At 43.4% G+C, this 18,472-nt stretch carries 14 protein-coding genes; 4 read left to right on the top strand and 10 right to left on the bottom strand.

What is annotated here, in order from left to right:
- Positions 1–148: 148 nt before the first annotated feature.
- Positions 149–1,150, bottom strand: a complete 1,002-nt coding sequence (locus AB4583_RS02365) for a TerC/Alx family metal homeostasis membrane protein (RefSeq protein WP_017059813.1) — start codon at positions 1,148–1,150, stop codon at positions 149–151.
- Positions 1,151–1,724: 574 nt separating this feature from the next.
- A complete protein-coding gene (locus AB4583_RS02360; protein ID WP_372116276.1) occupies positions 1,725–3,464 on the bottom strand; it encodes a bifunctional UDP-sugar hydrolase/5'-nucleotidase in 1,740 nt (579 codons plus the stop codon).
- A gap of 238 nt (positions 3,465–3,702) precedes the next feature.
- Here AB4583_RS02360 and AB4583_RS02355 point away from each other — a divergent pair, with 238 nt between their 5' ends.
- A complete protein-coding gene (locus tag AB4583_RS02355) occupies positions 3,703–5,490 on the top strand; it encodes an ATP-dependent endonuclease (RefSeq protein WP_372116275.1) in 1,788 nt (595 codons plus the stop codon).
- Positions 5,491–5,661: 171 nt separating this feature from the next.
- Here AB4583_RS02355 and AB4583_RS02350 read toward each other — a convergent pair whose 3' ends face one another.
- Together AB4583_RS02350 and AB4583_RS02345 are read right to left on the bottom strand one after the other, a co-directional pair.
- The gene (locus AB4583_RS02350) at positions 5,662–6,156 is read right to left on the bottom strand and encodes a DUF1097 domain-containing protein (RefSeq protein ID WP_017059817.1); all 495 of its coding nucleotides are present in this window, start codon (positions 6,154–6,156) and stop codon (positions 5,662–5,664) included.
- Between the two features lie 204 nt (positions 6,157–6,360).
- The gene (locus AB4583_RS02345) at positions 6,361–7,266 is read right to left on the bottom strand and encodes a LysR substrate-binding domain-containing protein (RefSeq protein WP_017064628.1); all 906 of its coding nucleotides are present in this window, start codon (positions 7,264–7,266) and stop codon (positions 6,361–6,363) included.
- A gap of 273 nt (positions 7,267–7,539) precedes the next feature.
- Here AB4583_RS02345 and focA point away from each other — a divergent pair, with 273 nt between their 5' ends.
- Complete coding sequence (focA, locus tag AB4583_RS02340; protein ID WP_017064629.1) at positions 7,540–8,991, top strand: formate transporter FocA; 1,452 nt, start codon at positions 7,540–7,542, stop codon at positions 8,989–8,991.
- A 273-nt stretch (positions 8,992–9,264) separates the two neighbouring features.
- Here focA and AB4583_RS02335 read toward each other — a convergent pair whose 3' ends face one another.
- The 3 genes from AB4583_RS02335 to AB4583_RS02325 all read right to left on the bottom strand — a co-directional run bounded on the left by AB4583_RS02335 (position 9,265) and on the right by AB4583_RS02325 (position 10,769).
- Entirely contained in the window at positions 9,265–9,834 is a 570-nt protein-coding gene (locus AB4583_RS02335) for a YceI family protein (RefSeq protein WP_017059819.1), read from the bottom strand.
- Positions 9,831–10,370 carry a cytochrome b gene (locus tag AB4583_RS02330; protein WP_372116271.1) on the bottom strand — a complete coding sequence of 180 codons (540 nt, stop codon included), beginning with the start codon at positions 10,368–10,370 and terminating at the stop codon, positions 9,831–9,833. The genes AB4583_RS02335 and AB4583_RS02330 overlap by 4 nt, the downstream gene beginning before the upstream one ends.
- Before the next feature lie 153 nt (positions 10,371–10,523).
- Positions 10,524–10,769, bottom strand: coding sequence for a DUF2164 domain-containing protein (locus tag AB4583_RS02325; protein WP_017059821.1), 246 nt, complete (start codon positions 10,767–10,769; stop codon positions 10,524–10,526).
- A gap of 252 nt (positions 10,770–11,021) precedes the next feature.
- On the opposite strand from AB4583_RS02325, the gene AB4583_RS02320 reads away from it, so the two are divergent.
- Positions 11,022–11,657, top strand: coding sequence for a hypothetical protein (locus AB4583_RS02320; RefSeq protein WP_017069925.1), 636 nt, complete (start codon positions 11,022–11,024; stop codon positions 11,655–11,657).
- Between the two features lie 574 nt (positions 11,658–12,231).
- Entirely contained in the window at positions 12,232–12,969 is a 738-nt protein-coding gene (locus AB4583_RS02315) for an EAL domain-containing protein (protein ID WP_004730894.1), read from the top strand.
- A gap of 179 nt (positions 12,970–13,148) precedes the next feature.
- Here AB4583_RS02315 and AB4583_RS02310 read toward each other — a convergent pair whose 3' ends face one another.
- From AB4583_RS02310 to AB4583_RS02300, 3 genes are read right to left on the bottom strand one after another with little or no spacing between them, the layout of a single operon-like run.
- Positions 13,149–16,208, bottom strand: coding sequence for an efflux RND transporter permease subunit (locus AB4583_RS02310; RefSeq protein WP_372116266.1), 3,060 nt, complete (start codon positions 16,206–16,208; stop codon positions 13,149–13,151).
- Positions 16,205–17,260, bottom strand: a complete 1,056-nt coding sequence (locus AB4583_RS02305; protein WP_372083710.1) for an efflux RND transporter periplasmic adaptor subunit — start codon at positions 17,258–17,260, stop codon at positions 16,205–16,207. Before AB4583_RS02305 ends, AB4583_RS02310 begins: the two co-directional genes overlap by 4 nt.
- On the bottom strand, positions 17,260–18,348 hold the full coding sequence (locus tag AB4583_RS02300) for an efflux RND transporter periplasmic adaptor subunit (RefSeq protein ID WP_372051766.1): 1,089 nt from the start codon (positions 18,346–18,348) through the stop codon (positions 17,260–17,262). Before AB4583_RS02300 ends, AB4583_RS02305 begins: the two co-directional genes overlap by 1 nt.
- Positions 18,349–18,472 lie beyond the last annotated feature (124 nt).

Genomic DNA, 18,472 nt, shown 5'->3' with positions numbered 1-18,472 from the left:
TAAATTCAATATAGTGTTTAAATCATGCATTTAGTACAAATGCCCCGCAAACAACAGTGGCCAATGTCACAGAAAATTTACATAAATAAATTTTCCACTTCATCAGCCACGTGTTCATTATCGACTTTTCGATAAGTTATATTTGTTTTTAATTTACTTGTTCAATGCCTGGCTTCTTCGCATAAACCGACGCTATAACCGCAATCGTCATCGTAGAAACCAATACCGCCAATGACCAGTAAGTTGGGATAGCCCACTCGCTATCAACCAGAAGCATTTTCACACCAATGAACACCATGATGAATGAAAGCGCGGGTTTCAAATAGATGAACTTGTCCATCATACCTTGCAGTACAAAATACAACGAGCGAAGACCAAGTAACGCAAACACGTTAGCCGCAAGTACCAAGAACGGTTCTTGTGTTACCGCAAAGATCGCAGGGATAGAGTCTAATGCAAACATCACGTCCATGACTGCGATCGCACCGATGACCAACATCATTGGAGTGAATGCCCATTTAGCACCCTGTTTAACCATTAATGCAGGGCCATGGAAGTCCTCTGTTACCGGCATCACTTTACGAAGTAGCTTTTCAGGCAGAGTATTCACACTCTCCTCTTCGCCCTTGTCTAATGCCAGCTTAATACCTGTACCAATCAAGAACGCAGCGAACACGTAAAGCACCCAGTGATATTCCGCCAATAGCTGTGCGCCTAGTGCGATCATAATTGCACGAAGCACCAATGCACCAATTACGCCCCAAAGAAGCGCACGAGGTCTTAGATGCTCAGGAACTTGGTATTGAGCAAAGATCATCGCAAAAACAAACAAGTTGTCTACGCTAAGGGATTTTTCTAACAAGTAACCCGTAATGAATGACACGGTTGCTTTTTGCGCTGTGTAGTCACTGTTCGGCGCATAAATGTCCCAAAATAGGTAAATCGAGCCAGCAAACAAAAACGCAAGTACAAACCAGAAAACACTCCAGATTGCCGCTTTCTTGATAGTAACGTTACCGCCACGAGTCTGATAGATATCAATAGAGACGAGAATAACCGTTAGCAGGAAAAAGCCCGCATAAGTCGTCATGATTGGCGATGAAAAAAAGGATTCACTATTTGTAGATAATAGAGATTGAGTTGAGTTCATTATTCCTCCGGGCGGAAGAACTGTACAAAGACCTTCCGCAAACAAAGCATATCAAGCTCCATTACGGATCTTGACTGTGATTGCGTTGGTCTCGTTGAAGTGAAATATGGGATTTCACTTTTACATACCGGATAGACTCTTGGCCTAACGAGATGACGATATGTAAACTTGCGCTAACTACTCCCCAAACGCGTGGATAATAATCCTCTGGTTGTGTTTCGTCTATATAAATTTGCACGGAAAAAGCAAAAAAGGAGCAAACGCTCCTTTCTGATTGATGCCACTTTGTCAAATAGACACGCGAATTGATTCTAAGAATAAATTCGCAAGTCAAACACACTATTGCACTGCGTAATGAAGTTGCAAAAAGAGCAATTTACAGCCCTGCGGCAGGTATTAAATACACTAACGCTGACCAAACTGATACCCAACCGACAACCGCTACCGCATCTAACCAATCTTTCTTATCCATGCATATCTCCACAAGAAGGCGACCTGCAGAGATAAAGCATAAACAATGCCAATTTTATAAATAACCCAAAGTAATAGTGTTAAATATCAGTATCAGCTTTAGTTATCTAAAACACTCCATACAATTCAACGGTTCATTGAGTTGAAGCGACTCTGGGTGGTCTTGCAGAAACTCGATGAAGCAGTCTGCCATAGAGTCAGTGGTGACCATGCCATCACCGATCATATCCAACACAGCGTTATAGCCCTCTTTGCCTTTCATTGTATAGGCTGACGACGCGCCCCGGTAAATACGGTTGCGAGAAACAGCTTGCCAACCTGAATCATCAGAGTGAATTTCTAGATGGTGAATCCTGTGTCCTATAGGCGCTTCTTTGTGGTAACAAAACCTCAAATTATGTGTATAAGGAAAGCTACCTGAACCTGTGCCCACGACACCATTATCAATCGCGTTATTGATTGCACCTTCAAGCATGCAAGCGATCGTTTCACCTTTTACTTCATACACACCAATAGGTACGGCAAACGGTAGTAGTTTTCCGGCAATATCGGCAACAGAGACATCGCCGCTGTTCAGTGAATTTCTTACACCACCGGCGTTGTGAATGGCAAAGTCAACCTGATGCCCTTTCTTGTTCATTAGATGGTGAAATGATTGAGCAACCAAGGGGGCTAGTTGACTCGGGCCTTTAGCATCTGGAATACGTACATGGCGAAGTTTAGTGTCTGCATGAGCAATCACTTGTTGCTGAAGCTTTCGAACTCGCGGCTGGTATTTATCCGTCAGAATGCTCTGCAGCTCAGGATCTTTCTTACACACTGCAATATTAGGGTGATTGTTTAAAAACTCACACGCCATATCGTGGGCATCGTCTTGCCCTACTTCACTCAGTTTCGCGTCTATAAAGAGTCGACGGCCTAATAACAGTTCGTTTTTACCATTGAAGTGCGTCACTTTGCCTTGAGAATCGAACTCGATTTCGCAGTGTCCCAAGCTCATGGCGTGGAAACCCGCTTGCACAACATAGGTATCGCCAATTTTCACACCGTATTCATCATCTTTAACTAAGCCGATATCAGAGAAATCACCTTGTAAGCGATGACTATGACCACCAACGATGACACCAATACCTGTTACGTTGGCTGCTAACTCTAAATCAGCTTCGTAACCAAGATGGCTAAGTAACACAATCTTGTTGATACCTGCTTGATGGATTTGCTCAATGGTCCCTTTTGCTGTTTCCAAAGCATTTTCAAACGGTGTATCGATATCTGGGTTAGCGATGCCTGCCATCTTGTCGATGCTTAAGCCGAATATTGCGACCTTCTCGCCATCAAACTCTTTCGTTATAAAAGAAGCACTTCGTGTTTCAGGCAGATAAGGCTTAACAATGTCGTTGTCCGCTAGCGTATGAGTTTTATTGATATCCTCATTCGATAGATTCCAGTTACCGGCCAACAGCGGGAATTTGATTCTTTTCGCGAAAATCGCAACGGGCTCATTACCCATGTCTAACTCGTGATTACCGAGCGTCATGGCATCTATATTAAGGGCATTCAACAAATCGGCATTGGCTTTTCCCTTGAATAAGGAAAAGTACAACGTGCCCTGGAAGCAGTCACCAGCGTGCAAGAACAAGGTTCCAACCTTCTGACGCTGGGCATCTTGTTCTATTTGTTTGAAGCGTGTTGAAATTCGAGCAAAGCCACCAGCACTGACATAAGGTTCAATGATGTGGTTGCTCATTTTAAGTGATAGCTGTAACGAGGTTGGTTCAAAGTATGAGTGGGTGTCGTTGATGTGTGCCAACACTATTTTTGTCGGCTTATTCTTTTTAGTCATATTTTCTTCTCTCTTTGTCCCTTCATACTAGGTCGAGAATCATGACAGAATCGTGAATTTTATGAAACTGCACTGCAAAAAAATACTCGAGATAGATCAAAAATCTCATTTTGCACCGTATTAATAAACAACGGGTTTTGTGACAGGTGAGCATACCGGATTTGGATTTTTCGATTATGATTAAAGATATCTGTTAGCTTTCAAATGATTAGCAGAGCCTTCCGTTAGGAGTAAGCCTATGCAACTAGAAAGAATCGAGATTTCTGGCTTTCGAGGTATCAAGCGCATGTCACTCGCGTTTGACGAGCTAACCACGCTTATTGGTGAAAATACTTGGGGTAAGTCTTCATTATTGGATGCCCTTTCCGTCATTCTGCCCTCAGACGGTGTGCCATATCACTTTGAAATGACCGATTTTCATGTCGATTACTCTGTTTCACACCCGCAGTCTCAACATCTTCAAATTGTTCTCGCTTTAAAAGCTAACGATAAGAGCGAACTTAACGCAGGTCGTTATCGCAAACTCAAACCTATTTGGGTTCAAGATGAATTTGGCGTATTTCGCATCTACTATCGCATCAGCGCGACGTTAGAACAGTATGAGACAACAACACACTATGCATTTCTTGGTTTGGACGGTAATCCGCTCAAGCTTCATCATTCAGAAAAGCTTGCTCAAGAATTAATGACCTTACATCCCGTTATCCGTTTGCGTGATGCAAGGCACTTTGATCGTTCTTTCAACGGCAAGTCCCTTAACCACAATGCTCACCTGCCGACTAATGTTCACGCAACTAATGCAAATTCAAACGGGAACGGGAACGGGAACGGGAACGGGAACGGGAACGGGAACGGGAACCATCACACGAGCAATGGCACAACAAATGGAAACGGCGCCAATAACGGTAATGGTCGACAAGCAAGAATAGAAAAACGAATAGACAACACCTGCCGCCGTCTTATGGCGATACCCGGACATGTTAATAAAGGTGAAATGCGCAGTAGCCTAGAGTCGATGCAAAGTTTGATTGAGCACTATTTTTCTTTCAAAAGTACTTCTCGTCGTAACCCTAGAAAACAGCGAGACGGATTGCTTTATTCTGCGGGTACCAATGATCAGAGTATTCATCAACTCGTCGAAGAGACCAAGAACAAACAAACTCGCTTATTATTCATGGGGTTACTTAACGCTTATCTACAAGCTAAAGGGCCAAACGACTTAAGGCGATGTGCGCGCCCTCTGTTGATCCTTGAAGATCCAGAAGGTCGATTGCACCCAACACACTTGGCAAGGGCTTGGAGCTTGATGCAGAAATTGCCCATGCAGAAAATCCTGACCACCAACAGTGGCGACCTACTTGCGGCGGTCCCACTTCAATCGATTCGTCGCTTGGTTCGTCAGTCAGACAAAACCATCGCCAATCAACTCAACATGAACCATTTCAGTAAGGATGAACTTCGACGAATTGGTTTTCATATCCGCTTCCACCGCTCTGGGGCACTATTTGCTCGCTGTTGGCTATTAGTAGAAGGTGAAACCGAGGTTTGGTTGTTCAATGAACTTGCCAACCAATGTGGCTATAACCTAGCAGCAGAAGGTGTGCAGATTATTGAGTTCGCCCAATCAGGACTTAAGGCACTGATTAAGGTCGCGCAAGAGTTTGGCATCGATTGGCATGTGGTAACTGACGGCGATGCGGCGGGTAAAAAATACGCAGCAACGGTGCTATCGAAGCTTGGTAATGATCAGGAAAGACATCGACTCACGGAACTGCCAGATAAAGATATCGAGCATTACCTATATATGAATGGATTTGAGAGCTTTTTCCGTGACATGGTTAAGATTCCATACGATCACCCTATCCCTCCAAAGAAAGTGGTTGCCAAGGTATTGAAGAAACATGCAAAACCCGACCTTGCACTCGCCATTGTTTCTCATTGCGAGAATCAAGGACAAGAATGCATTCCGCTTTTATTAAGGTGGACATTAAAACGCGTGATCACCATGGCGAATGGAAATACCTAAACATAATTTGTTTTATAGATGCTATCAGTTGCTCTACTGATGAAATATTTAGCTAGTCGCCTCAACCAAAAAAGGCACACCAAACGGTGTGCCTGTATAAATCGATATACAAATTAATTGGGGGTTCTCTTGCAAGAGTTCACAGTGACTAACTAAGGTTAGGTTAACGAATTAAGCCTTTGCCTGTTTAGCGTGTTGTTCAACAACTTCCGAAGATTGAGTCGATTTCTCGTGAAGCCATAGCCCCGTTGCTTTCATCAAGTATCCAAATACACCACCAAGCAGTAAAGATGGCACTACAAGTTGCCAATCACCACCTGCAGCAAACGTCGCACAGCAACCAATGAAGGTGCCTGGGATATAACCTAGCCACGCTTGTTTCGCTTGAATACACATAAAGAAAGCCACAATAGCAGTAATCATGTAGCCTAAAATCTCTAACCCTGCGAAGGTTGAGCTTTCGATAATCACCATTGCCCAGAATACGCCAGTCATGTTGGTCAATAAGCTACCTGCTAGTCCTTTAACGCCGCCTGTTGGCGAAGCAAAGTAACTGGTGCAACCTAAGAAACCTGCCCATGACAATAAGCCGAAAGAGATAGCAATCCATCCCCATAGACCTGACAAAATACCTGTTGTTAATGAAATCGCGACTAATGTACTCATACTATTTCTAAAGCCTAATTACGTAATTGAACGCAACCGGATTTAGCCTCACTTAAAATCAAGTAAGCATACTATGGGAAGATAGCCCTTATTTAGCCGATCACGATCACATTAATAATGTATGCAGATGTGTATTTATCACTAGATAGAGACCGAAATCGCTTATTCAACATATTTGGTTATCAGTATTTTATCAATTTATCGTTACAGAACCGACGGCTTGCCTTTCATCATGCGCTTACCTTCTCGCTTAATACACTCAGCAAGTGGGTTCTCAGACATATCTGCACGCCAAATAAAGGACAAGGTTCTTTCCATTTCAAGCTCAGGGACATTTAATGTGACCAGTTGACCAGACTCAACAAACTGTTCGACATCGAGATAAGGTAAACACGTTAAATATGGGCCGTTTGCAACCAAACTTCTTAAAACAGGAACGTGTTCATACTCTCGCCAAACATCAAGATCACCAATTAAATGGTGAATAGAGCTATCAAAAACTTTGCGAGTACCCGAACCATGTTCACGTAATACCCATTTTGCTTGTTCTAATTGCGCCAAGCTTACTCGTTCACGCTTCGCAAACGGGTGATGAGCCGATGCAACCACCGTTAAATGGTCCGTACACCACACTTCTTGGTGAACTCGGTTGTCATCACAACGACCTTCGATAACACCCAAGTCATATTGATAATCTAATACGCCATCAATAACCGCATCGGTACTTTGTACGCCGAGCGAGATTCGCATCTCAGGAAAGTCGTTATCAATAATACTGATGAGGTCAGGAACTAGGTGTTCCGCTGGTGTTTGGCTTGCACCGAGTTTGAGCTCTCCACTTAGTAAATGCTGCTCATAAAAACCCATCTCAATTTGCTGCGCATCTTGCAGTAAACGCTTCGCTTTAGGCCTTAGCCACATCCCCCAATGAGTAAGAGCCATTTGCTTGCCCTGCCTTTCAAACAAAGGCCTGCCGAGCATTTTTTCCAACTGTGCAAGAGACATACTTGTCGCCGACTGAGTCAACGCCAATTTGTCTGCTGCCTGACTAACGCTCCCGGAGTCTGCTACTGCATCAAATACCGCGAGTTGCTTTAATGAATAACGCAAAATTCATCCTTAATGCTTTTAATTATTTGTGTCCTGATGCTCGTTTTTTATAAAGCCAATGAGCAATCAATTTCATTCTACGCGTAACCCAATCTATATCAATAAATTTGATGTGGTTTCTAAAAATTATCAATTTTACCTCTACCCATCAACGCCCTAATCTGGAATGGCAGGACACAACGAGCCCTGCAAAACATTACTGATTAACCATTACGGATTAACCAAGTCATTAACACTAGGAATTACACATGACGGATTGTTCAAGGGGGGGATATGGCAACCAGCACTTCTGAAAATCATCAACTGTTCTCACCAACAGAAATGATGGCGGAAGCAGAGAAGTTTGCATTAAGTAAAGCAAATAAAACCAGCAGCATGACATTGAGTTTGGCAATCATGGCTGGCGCATTCATCGGGCTTGCTTTTTTGTTCTACATCACGGTAACCACGGGCAGCGCTGATGCTGGATGGGGATTGAGTCGCTTAGCCGGCGGTCTTGCATTCAGTATGGGTTTGATCTTGATTGTGATTTGCGGTGGTGAGCTATTTACCAGCTCAGTGTTATCCAGCATCTCATGGGCTAACAAGCAAATCACCTTCACTAAGATGCTGTCTATCTGGGGCAAAGTGTATGTCGGCAACTTTATCGGTGCCATGTTCCTATTGGCTTTGGTAAGCGCAGCAGGCTTATATCAACTGGATGGCGGCCAATGGGGCTTAAACGCTCTAAACATTGCTCAACACAAGCTGCACCACAGCCCAGTTCAAGCGTTTGCTTTGGGTGTGCTTTGTAACTTGTTGGTGTGTTTAGCGATTTGGTTAACGTTCAGCTCCGCTAACGCAATGACCAAAGCAATGATGACCGTGTTACCCGTTGCAATGTTCGTAAGCTCAGGCTTTGAACACTGTGTGGCGAATATGTTCATGGTTCCTCTAGGCATCACGATTCAAACATTCGCCCCGGAAAGCTTCTGGATGCAAATCGGTGCAACACCAGCGCAGTACGCAGACTTAAACGTCATGCAATTTGTCACAGCAAACTTAATACCAGTGACAATCGGCAACATCGTAGGTGGTTCAGTATTGGTCGGCTTAGCCAACTGGAGTATCTACCGTCGCCCACAACTTAAAGCAGCAAAAATTACCGCTATTACACAAACAACAGAAATTACGTCAGTTAAGGAAATTACTATGAACACAGCAACGACTATCAAGCAAATCATGAACACTCAACCAATTACATTGAGCGTTGAAATGCCAACATCAGTCGCGATTGATACACTTTTAGACGCGCAACTTGTTAGCGCTCCTGTTTGTGATGTTGAAGGCCGTCTAGTGGGTATCTTCTCTGTTCATGACGTAATGGTTGACCTTTGGTGCCAAGATTACATCCCAACTAAAGGCCAAAAAGTCGTAGACCTAATGAGCCGTGACGTTGTGGCAATCGATGCAAACGACAAGCTAGTAGACGTTGCTGAGTTCCTATGCATCGACAAAGAGCAACTGTACCCGACGACAAGCATGGGCTTCGCAACTCGCTTGACATCTCTTTCTCTAGAAGAGCGTGCAAAAGCGATGAAAGTAAGCCAACCACATATGCTTCCAGTGTTAGAAAATGGCGTGATGGTGGGTGTGTTGACTCGCATTGAAGTGATGCAAGCACTGCGTCCAATCTACGGTGACCGACTAAACGTGGTTCCTCAAGCTGAACTAGAAACAGCTTAACTAATCTTAAGTTGAACTATTAGGGATTAGTAGTTCAATTAGATAACTCAGTCATGGCAACGTTGACTGGCTAGAGGTAAACGGTGGCTTTTAACGTACTAAACGGTTTGACACAAAACAGACCTAAACGCGTTGCCATTTATCTCAATAAAAAAGGCGCAAAGTGAAAACTTTGCGCCTTTCTCTATTTCTAACTGTTGCTTTCTAAGTATCTATTTAACTTTTGGTGTTACATAAGAGATTGATACTAGTTAGCGATCAACAATAGCTAGATTACTTCTTTACACCTTCAACGTGTAGATCCATATCTACATAGCTTGAAGCGCCCATTACTGGAATGTTGAAGTCAGCAAGTTCTAGACGAGTTGTACCAACGAAACCTGCACGCTCACCGCCCCATGGGTCTTGACCAGCACCGATGAATTCAGCTTCGATAACGATAGGCTTAGTTACACCGTGAAGTTTAAGGTCACCCATTACTTCAAGTTTGCCGTCGCCTTTATCAACAACTTTCGTGCTGTTGAATGTCGCATCAGAGAACTTACCTGCATCGATGAAATCGCCGCTACGGATATGCTTATCACGTTCTGCGTGGTTTGAATCAAGGCTTGTAGTATCAACCGTTACGTTTACTGTAGACGCTTCAACGTTGCTTTCATCAAATGAGAAGTCACCTGAGAATGTGTTAAAACGACCTTGGATAAAGCTGTAACCCAGGTGGCTAACTTTAAAGTTAACTGAAGCATGCGCACCTTTTGTATCAATCACGTAATCAGCGGCGTTCGCAGCGAAAGGCATTGCCATTGCAAATGCTAATCCTGTAGCGATAATTGACTTTTTCATTTTGAAGCTCCTATCATTTTTCGTAGCGTATCGTCTTTGTCGATAACGTGGTGTTTTATCGCCGCTAAGGCGTGTACTGATGCCATGATGATCAGTACCCATGCAGCATAGTAGTGAATCGTTCCTGCGAGATCAGATTGGTTTGCAAACAGTTCACCCATACTTGGTACAGTGAACCAATTGAATATGTCGATCCCGCGGCCATCTGATGTTGAAATCAAATAACCTGAAATAAATAAAACCGCTAAGTTAATGTACATAAAGCCGTGAGCGATCTTCGCTGCTGCAACTTCATAGCTTTTACCTTCTACTTTAGGTGACGCGGTAACTAGTTTCCAAACCAAGCGGATAACAGTAACAGTAGCCAAAAGAATGCCTACCGAGCGGTGATAGTCTGGCGCTGTTTTGTACCACTCGCTGTAATATGAAAGATCAACCATCCACAGGCCTACACCAAATAAGCCAAATACTGCGAGAGCTGAAATCCAATGCATCGCTCTAGCTAAAGGGTTGTAATTTCTAACGTTGTTGTCCATGCATCTCTTCCGAATGTTAACGAATCGTGTAGTTTTGAAAAGCGTACCCTACACTAAGTTTGTGTAACATATTATTTACCAAGCTTTACAATAGTTACATCATTGCAAATTAAACGAGTTATTCAAATTATTTGAACAAGTTTGGGCTAAACGTTAAATTTCAACAATTTGCTCGATTTCGTAGAGCTCATCTGAGATGTCTAACATTTTGCGTTCCATCACTTTCTGAGCGTCTTCTATCCCCTTGTTGTAATACACTGCGCCAAATTTTTTGCTGATGAAGTCGACCAAGAATTCCGTGTCGAACTGACCAAGCTCCACATCAAGTTCATCCTGCAGGTACTTTTGGAGCGTATGAGTAAGCTCAGATTTTTGTTTCGAATCTAATTGAATGGTCATGAATGTTTCCAAATAAAGAGTAAGTAGATCAATTGTGATTTGCTGACTAGACTATAGTCGAGGTAACTAGCTAGAATTCCTCATAATTTAGAATACAGACCTGTAGAGCGCCAGTGCTATCCATAAAATCACTCAGCAATGGTTAATTTTGATAGAGAGATCAAGAACTCGCACTTTGACGATAGGTAACGGAACCGCAATTACCGTACTATTGCCCATCAATAAGATAGTAGCTGTGTATAAGGGACTTCATTGTTATTAGATCTAGTGATTAAAAGCGTTAATCAATTTCAAGACGATTGCCTAAAGCTCTGTGAACGCCACTACCCTACTGTACACAATCAAGGGATCAGTGAGCACCATATAGGTAAGGCATTTGCCCGCCGAATGGAGCACACCTTCGTTAGCTTTAATCATGCAAGCAACATCAGCCCACTTGAAATGCTTTCTTCTGGCGAAACGCCTCGACACTTCCGAATATCTTCCGAAATTGGTACCGTTTGGATGATCAGTCATCATATGGTGAGCGCCGGGAAAACCTGTCGTAGAAAGTTAATGTTGGACATCCATAATTGGCAACAAGAGTATGGATTTTCCATTCAACCCAATGACGTTTTGATCATTGTCTCCGACCATTGGATTAGCCGAAGTAAAAACAGTGGTGAATTATTGCATTGGTGGATGGGTGAACTCCCAGACGAGATCACGGAATATAGCCAACAAGGTATCACGCTAAGAGAGAGTGATTCTCAATTCGCTACTGACTTAAATAATAATTTTAAAATCAGCCCTTGCTTCATTAAATTTGGACACCCTTTAAAGCGGTCAGGAAATCAACAACTGGTTCGTAAATACCTGCAACTTTACGCAGTACTTCAATGGCAGTAAGAATACGGGTCAACTTTTTTAATCAGTCTTGAAAGTAAATAGTTAGACCTCCATCCCAATATTTTATAAAACCCAACTCAAGCCCTACCCAATAATCAATCAAAATTTATCTTCGATAAAATAATAACTTATCAGCTCATCGTTCATATTTTGAGAAGTAGATATCATTTATATGCAAACAGAGTTGTTTGTTAATAATGTAACTTTGACACTCCCCCATAATTTAAGCCATTAACACTACTTTTCTCTGGTGTATCAGCGTTCTAGCCTTATATTGGTTGGGGTTAATATGTGAGACGTTACTCAGCCATTAGATTCACTTAAACTATCAAACACAGTCAATGATAAGTAAATTTAATGGTTAATGTCATTTATCATGCTGATTTTCGTTAGTTATATTAATTTAAATATTGACGTTACAAATGAATTTTTATTAATTGACAATTTAGTAACACCTGTCAATATTGTGACAGCCGTGACGTATATTCTCGTCATTAAATAAACACCTTTATTAGCGACTATGATTTTATCAGACAGAAGTGAATTTATTAGCTGTATATCTGTGGATGCCGATATGCAGTTTATTGCGAAATATCAAGACCTAACACTTAGAAGTGTCTACCAACCTATATTTGATTCTTCTATGACTCAGATAGGTGTAGAGGCTTTAGTTCGAATTTCGAACAGCAAAGGTGCCATTGTTCGCCCTGATCACTTCTTTCATTCCGACGAAACCTCATGCACAGACAAAATTAATGTCGAGAGGCTGAGCCGAGCCATTCATATACGCAACTTCGCACAGTCGACTATTCGTCATTTACACCTTTTCTTGAATGTTCTTCCTAATGTTGGCGAGTTATTTGCCGCAGAGAAAGTGAGCGATAGCTTGTTAGCTAAGCGCCTGCATGAGCTTAACTTATCGTGCGAACAAATTGTGATGGAGTTGGTCGAGCTTAATGTAGAGAGTGAAGAACGTTTGAAAGACGCAGCCCATTCATTGGCGGAAAATGGTTTTCAAATCGCTGTTGATGATTTCGGAACACAAGCGTCAACAGAACAGCGGGTTCGCCATATTAATCCTCATATCATCAAGATAGATCGCTCTGTGATGTTGGATTTTGAACAAGGCGACACAAGTGAAATGGAGTTGGCCCTAAAGCTTGCTACTCAAATCGGTGCGAAGACGGTAATCGAAGGGATAGAAACCCAACAACAACTCGCAGCGATGCAAAATTTAGGCTTCGATATGTATCAAGGTTATCACTTAGCCATGCCAAAGCCGATTGAGTTAGACATACGGCTAGCAATTTAGAATCGCCCTATTGTTCTTAAAGCCGCTTGCCCATTGAGTAGCGGATTTTTTAATGCTTGCCTATTCGTACCCTCTTACCGCTCTCACGTGTCAACACATTTCAGGACGGGACAACACGCATAAAAAACCCAGTCAAATTTGACTGGGCTGGCTTAAAAGAATCTGTTTTATATCATTCCCTAATAACCCGCAGTGGACGGTTTGATTCTATATAAAATAGCGAACATCACCGGTACTACTATTAGCGTTAGTACGGTAGCAAAGCCTAAGCCTGCCATGATGGTAATCGCCATCGAGCCGAAAAATGCATCGAATACCAAAGGAATCATACCCAAGATAGTCGTTAATGCTGCCATAGATACCGGTCGTACACGACTAATCGCACTGTCGACAACCGCTAAATATGGGTCTTTACCTGTTGATAGCTCACTGTTGATCTGGTCAAGCAGTACAATGCCGTTCTTCAAAATCATGCCGCTTAGACTCAATAAGCCAAGGAACGCTGTGAAGCTGAATGGCATATTGGTACCTAACAGACCAATTGAAACACCAATGATAGAGAGTGGAACCGTAAACCAAATCACAAGCGGCTTACGAACCGAGTTAAACAGAAGCATCGTGATGATAAACATCAGCAAATAACCCATTGGCAGTGAACCAAACAGAGATTCTTGCGCATCTTTAGAGCTTTCGTACTCACCACCCCAGCTAATGCTGTAGCCTTCTGGTAAATCTAATGCTTCTACCTTTGGTTTCACACGAGCAAACAGACTCGCTGGCGTTTCATCACCAAGAACATCGTGGTCAGCCAATACTGTTAGCGTACGTTTTCTGTCGCGACGCTGAATCAGTGGCTCAGACCATTGAAGCTCTACGCCATCAATCACTTGCTCAACTGGGATGTAAGTTTGTAGTGATGGGCTCCAAATCTTCACATTGTTTAGCGATTCGAAATCAAAACGCTCTTCTTCCGGTAAACGCGCCACGATAGGTAACATATGAGTACCATCACGCAGTAGGCCGATGTTGTAACCGCCAAACGCCATCTGTAATGTCTCAGACAAGTCAGTTTTTGAAATGCCTAGGCGACGAGCCTTAGATTCGTTGAACAGTGGTACAAGTTCTTTAGTGCGTTCACGCCAGTCATGACGAACATTTCGAGAGCCTGGATCGGCAAGCAAGATGTCTTCGACTTCAACTGCAATGTTACGCAGTACTTGTGGATCGGCACCGATAATACGCGCTTCAATTTTTGAAGCGGGTGACGGACCAAACTCAATCAACTTGAACTGGAACGTCGGTTGCTCAAATTCGTTCGCTAAGTCTTTGTCTAGCGCCGCTAGAGCCTTAAACATAGTGTCGCGGTCAGTGGTTCTTACTTGTAACTGGGCGTACGCTTCGTAGCTTTTCTCTGGTTGGTATGTCAGAGCGAAACGTTGCATGCCCTGCCCAACCGTTGTCGTTACAAACTCCACGTCGTCTTGCTGGCGAATGTAGCTTTCAACTTTTTCTGTCTGCTTGATCGTTTCACGAACATCGGTGCCTTCTGGCATCCACATGTCTACGTAAAACATTGGGGTATTTGACGGCGGGAAGAACTGCTGCTTCACCATACCAAAACCGACGACAGAAACTGCTAATAGAGCGACCATACTAACTACAGTAAGCCATCTAAATCGAAGTGCTACTTTCAGACACGCACCGAATACCACAAACAGGATGCCTTTGTATGGGTCTTCGTTCTCATCAACCTTGTCTTCTTCTTTAAGCAACATCTCGGCAAGGAATGGCGTTAGTGTTAGTGCAGTTACCCAACTCAAAAACAGTGAGAAACACAGTACCCAAAACAGTGAACCCATGAATTCGCCTGTCGCATCCTTCGACAAACCAATCGGTGCAAACGCTGTGATAGCGATAATGGTCGCACCTAACAGTGGCCATTGTGTTTGCTTGACGATGTCTTTCGCTGCTTGAAGCTTGGTTTTGCCTTTCTTCAAGCCCACCAAAATACCTTCAACGACAACAATCGCATTATCCACCAGCATACCCAGCGCGATGATCAGTGCCCCCAGAGAGATGCGGTGCAGTTCAACATCGTTGTAATCCATCAGGATGAAGGTACCGAATACCGTCAATAGAAGAACCAAACCGATGATCAAACCACTGCGTAAGCCCATTGCGAACAACAATACAATGATAACGATGGCTACCGCTTCAACTAGGCTGATTAAGAAGTCAGCCACAGATTTGTCTACTTCTTGCGCTTGGTTGTAGAAGTAATTCAGTTCTACACCCGCTGGCTTAATGCTTTCTAGGCGATCCAGTTCCGCATCCAGTGCTTTACCAATCTCAACCACGTTTACACCAGAAGAGAACGCAATACCCAAGTTGATTGCTGGTTTACCGTTGTACGTTAATACATTGCCCGGCTTTTCTTGAATGCCACGAGTTACTTCAGCGACATCTTTCAAGCGAATCAGGTTACCTGTATCGCGACCATGAATGATCAGGTTTTCTAGTTCTTCAACCGTGCTTAATGTGCCGTTTGGCTTAATCGTTAGGCTTTGACCATTCAGCATCACCTCGCCTGCCGATACCACACTGTTTTGTTGTGCTAGCAATGCTGTCACCGTCGACATATCTAGGTTCAATGCGGCTAAGCGTTCCAGTGACATCTCAACAAACAGTTGTTCTTGTTGGTCACCTGCAATGTTAACTTTACCGACACCGTCGACCAGTTCGATTTCACGCGTTAGGTAATCTGCGTACTGTTTGAGCTCAACGTAATCGTAACCATCACCGGTCAGCATGATCATCACACCAAACACATCACCAAAATCATCGATGATCTGAACGGAATTTACACCACTTGGCAGTGTTGGTTGTAGATCGTTGATCTTACGGCGCATTTCATCCCAGATCTGAGGCAGCTCGTCTGGACCGTAGTCCATCTTCATACTGACCATAATTTGGGACATACCGTTCGATGATGTCGAGGTAATCTTGTCGATGTACGGAAGCTGTCTTATCTCTTTTTCTAGTGGGTAAGTCAGCTCTTCTTCAACTTCCATTGACGTAGCGCCAGGGTAAGTTGAAATAATCATTGCATCTTTAATGGTAAAAGCTGGGTCTTCTAAACGGGATAGATTACCAAAAGACGTCACACCGCCAATGGCCAAAATGACTAGAAACAGCCAGCTGATTACTTTGTTCTTTATTGAATATTCTGCGATGTTCATTCTGCTTTTCCTGACAATTGGATTCCGTCACGGAGTTTTCTTAAATTCGAATTTACGAGTAGCTCACCTTGCTCAACACCATGAGCGATGAGTGCGCCTTGGCCACTGATCTTGTCGACTTCTACTTCGCTTTTGAATGCTTGTCCGTCTTCCATTTTCCACACATAGAACTGATTCGCTTCAGAGCCCGCTTCTAGCGTTGTCATTGGTAATTGGTAGCCTTGAACATCGCTCAGGCCCGCTTTCGCCATATCTACATTGACCGTAACGCTCGTGCCTGGCAGGATTTCACTTTCAGGCTGCTGCATCTGCATCCAAAATTCGTAGGTACGGGATTGTGGGTGCAGTTCACTGGTGTGTTCAAGATACGTCAGTGGATATTGGCCTGTGTGACCGCCAAAGGTCGCCTCAGGACGATAGCTATTTGAACGCATGTCTGGGCTAATTGACGCCAAGATCGAATCTGATACTTGAATTCGCACATACACCTTGTCGTTCTGGTACACACTCAGTAGTGTTTCTCCAGGCGTCGTATTTTCGAATCGTTGCTTATCGACAGTTGAGACTGTTCCTGAGAATGGCGCTAAAAGTTCTGTGTAACCTAGCTTGCGTTTTGCCGCCGCCAAATTCGCCGATGCGAGCTTGTAGTTAGCCGTCAGTTGGTCGTGTTCTGATTGCGATAACATTTCGCTGCCAAACATCTCAGTACCACGGGCCAACTGTTTGCTCGCCAGTTTGAATTGAGATTGAGCATCAGTCAGATCTTGGACGTACGTTGCGTTATCTAAGGTGGCTAATAACTGCCCTTTTTCGACATTGTCGCCCGCTTCTACTAATACTTGTTGAATCTCGCCTGCTAGCTTAAATGCCAAGGGAGTCAATTCAGCTGGCATCACCTGTCCATTAAAACTTCTGAACTGATTAGTAAGCGGTGCGCCAACTTCAAAGGTAGAAACCAACAAAGGTGGTTGTTCACGGTGTACAGCTTCATTGTTACAGGCTTGAAGTAACAGAACCGACGCGACAACAACTGATAATTTTGAAAGGTTCATTAAATACCGCCCTCACGAAGCCAAGCTTTTACTTGTTGTCCGTCTGATAACACATCCACACCCGCTTCAACGATAAGGTCACCAGACGACAATCCGTCGATAACCTTGCCTTGCTCATCAAGAAGGACTTGTACTTTAGAAATCAGTTGAGAGTCAGGGTTATAACGCCATAGTTCACCATGGCCTACGTCTTTGTTTAACCAAGCTGAATCCACAATACCAATGCCGTAGTCAGATTTACTTTTCTGAACTTCAACTTGCGCTGTCATACCAGAAAGTAGATTGATGCCTTCTGGCTTTTCGATAGACACAACCGCTTGGTAGCTGTTGGTATCTTCATCTGGTTGCGTTGAGATTTCTTTAAAGCGAGTCGGGATACGAATGCCGCGGTGGCTGTCCATCACAACCCACATGTTTGAGCTCGTTAGGTCTTGAATAGAACGGTCTTCAAGCTTTGATACTGGAATTGAAAACGTCACATCCATTTCACTGTGATTCAAAATATTCAGTACAGGCTGCTTTTCTGCGATCAATTGATATTGCTTTCCAAACACCATCGATACCACGCCATCGAATGGAGCAACTAAGGTGGTGTAGCCAAGGTTTGTTTTTGCTTGGTCCAACTCAACTTCAGCGGCAGTAAAGGTGTTTACGGCTTGGTCGTAGTAATCGGTACTGACCAGTTTTTTCGCATACAACTCAGAAGCTTGTTTGTATTGGCTGTTCGCCAGATCAAATTTAGCTTGGGCTGCGTCAACGGCAATACGGTAATCCGTCGCGTCTAATACGGCTAACACCTGACCTTTCTTCACTTCTTGTCCCATACGAACATCGAAGGTTTCTATATCTCCACCCACTTGGAAAGAAAGTGCCGCACGGTCGGTTGCATCAACCTTTGCAATGAAGCTATCGAGATCAATATCAGTCTGTTGTGGGATTTCGAACAGCTTGACTGGCTTGATTACCTGCACATTTTCCTCTGACTGAACTTTGTCACATCCAGTTAGAGAGCCTGCGAGCAATAGTGCTGCAATAACAGATCCCATGCGCTTGCTCGATATGGCATTGATAGACAAATTGAACTGCATGATGCCTCTCCGTTTAATTATTATGATTTATTACACAGGTGGGCAGTATATTTAATATTAAATAATTCTCAAGCTTTACTTTCCACTTGTGCAGTATTTTTTATTTCAGTAAAAACAGTGTAGA

This window comes from Vibrio sp. 10N.222.49.C12, assembly GCF_041475025.1.
Taxonomy (GTDB): Bacteria; Pseudomonadota; Gammaproteobacteria; order Enterobacterales; family Vibrionaceae; genus Vibrio; species Vibrio crassostreae_C.
This window is presented reverse-complemented; position numbering and strand designations above follow the sequence as displayed.

Coding starts and splice junctions, on each gene's coding strand:
- AB4583_RS02365 (WP_017059813.1), bottom strand. CDS start 1,150: ATGAACTCAACTCAATCTCTATTATCTACAAATAGTGAATCCTTTTTT.
- AB4583_RS02360 (WP_372116276.1), bottom strand. CDS start 3,464: ATGACTAAAAAGAATAAGCCGACAAAAATAGTGTTGGCACACATCAAC.
- AB4583_RS02355 (WP_372116275.1), top strand. CDS start 3,703: ATGCAACTAGAAAGAATCGAGATTTCTGGCTTTCGAGGTATCAAGCGC.
- AB4583_RS02350 (WP_017059817.1), bottom strand. CDS start 6,156: ATGAGTACATTAGTCGCGATTTCATTAACAACAGGTATTTTGTCAGGT.
- focA (WP_017064629.1), top strand. CDS start 7,540: ATGGCAACCAGCACTTCTGAAAATCATCAACTGTTCTCACCAACAGAA.
- AB4583_RS02335 (WP_017059819.1), bottom strand. CDS start 9,834: ATGAAAAAGTCAATTATCGCTACAGGATTAGCATTTGCAATGGCAATG.
- AB4583_RS02330 (WP_372116271.1), bottom strand. CDS start 10,370: ATGGACAACAACGTTAGAAATTACAACCCTTTAGCTAGAGCGATGCAT.
- AB4583_RS02325 (WP_017059821.1), bottom strand. CDS start 10,769: ATGACCATTCAATTAGATTCGAAACAAAAATCTGAGCTTACTCATACG.
- AB4583_RS02315 (WP_004730894.1), top strand. CDS start 12,232: ATGCAGTTTATTGCGAAATATCAAGACCTAACACTTAGAAGTGTCTAC.
- AB4583_RS02310 (WP_372116266.1), bottom strand. CDS start 16,208: ATGAACATCGCAGAATATTCAATAAAGAACAAAGTAATCAGCTGGCTG.
- AB4583_RS02305 (WP_372083710.1), bottom strand. CDS start 17,260: ATGAACCTTTCAAAATTATCAGTTGTTGTCGCGTCGGTTCTGTTACTT.
- AB4583_RS02300 (WP_372051766.1), bottom strand. CDS start 18,348: ATGCAGTTCAATTTGTCTATCAATGCCATATCGAGCAAGCGCATGGGA.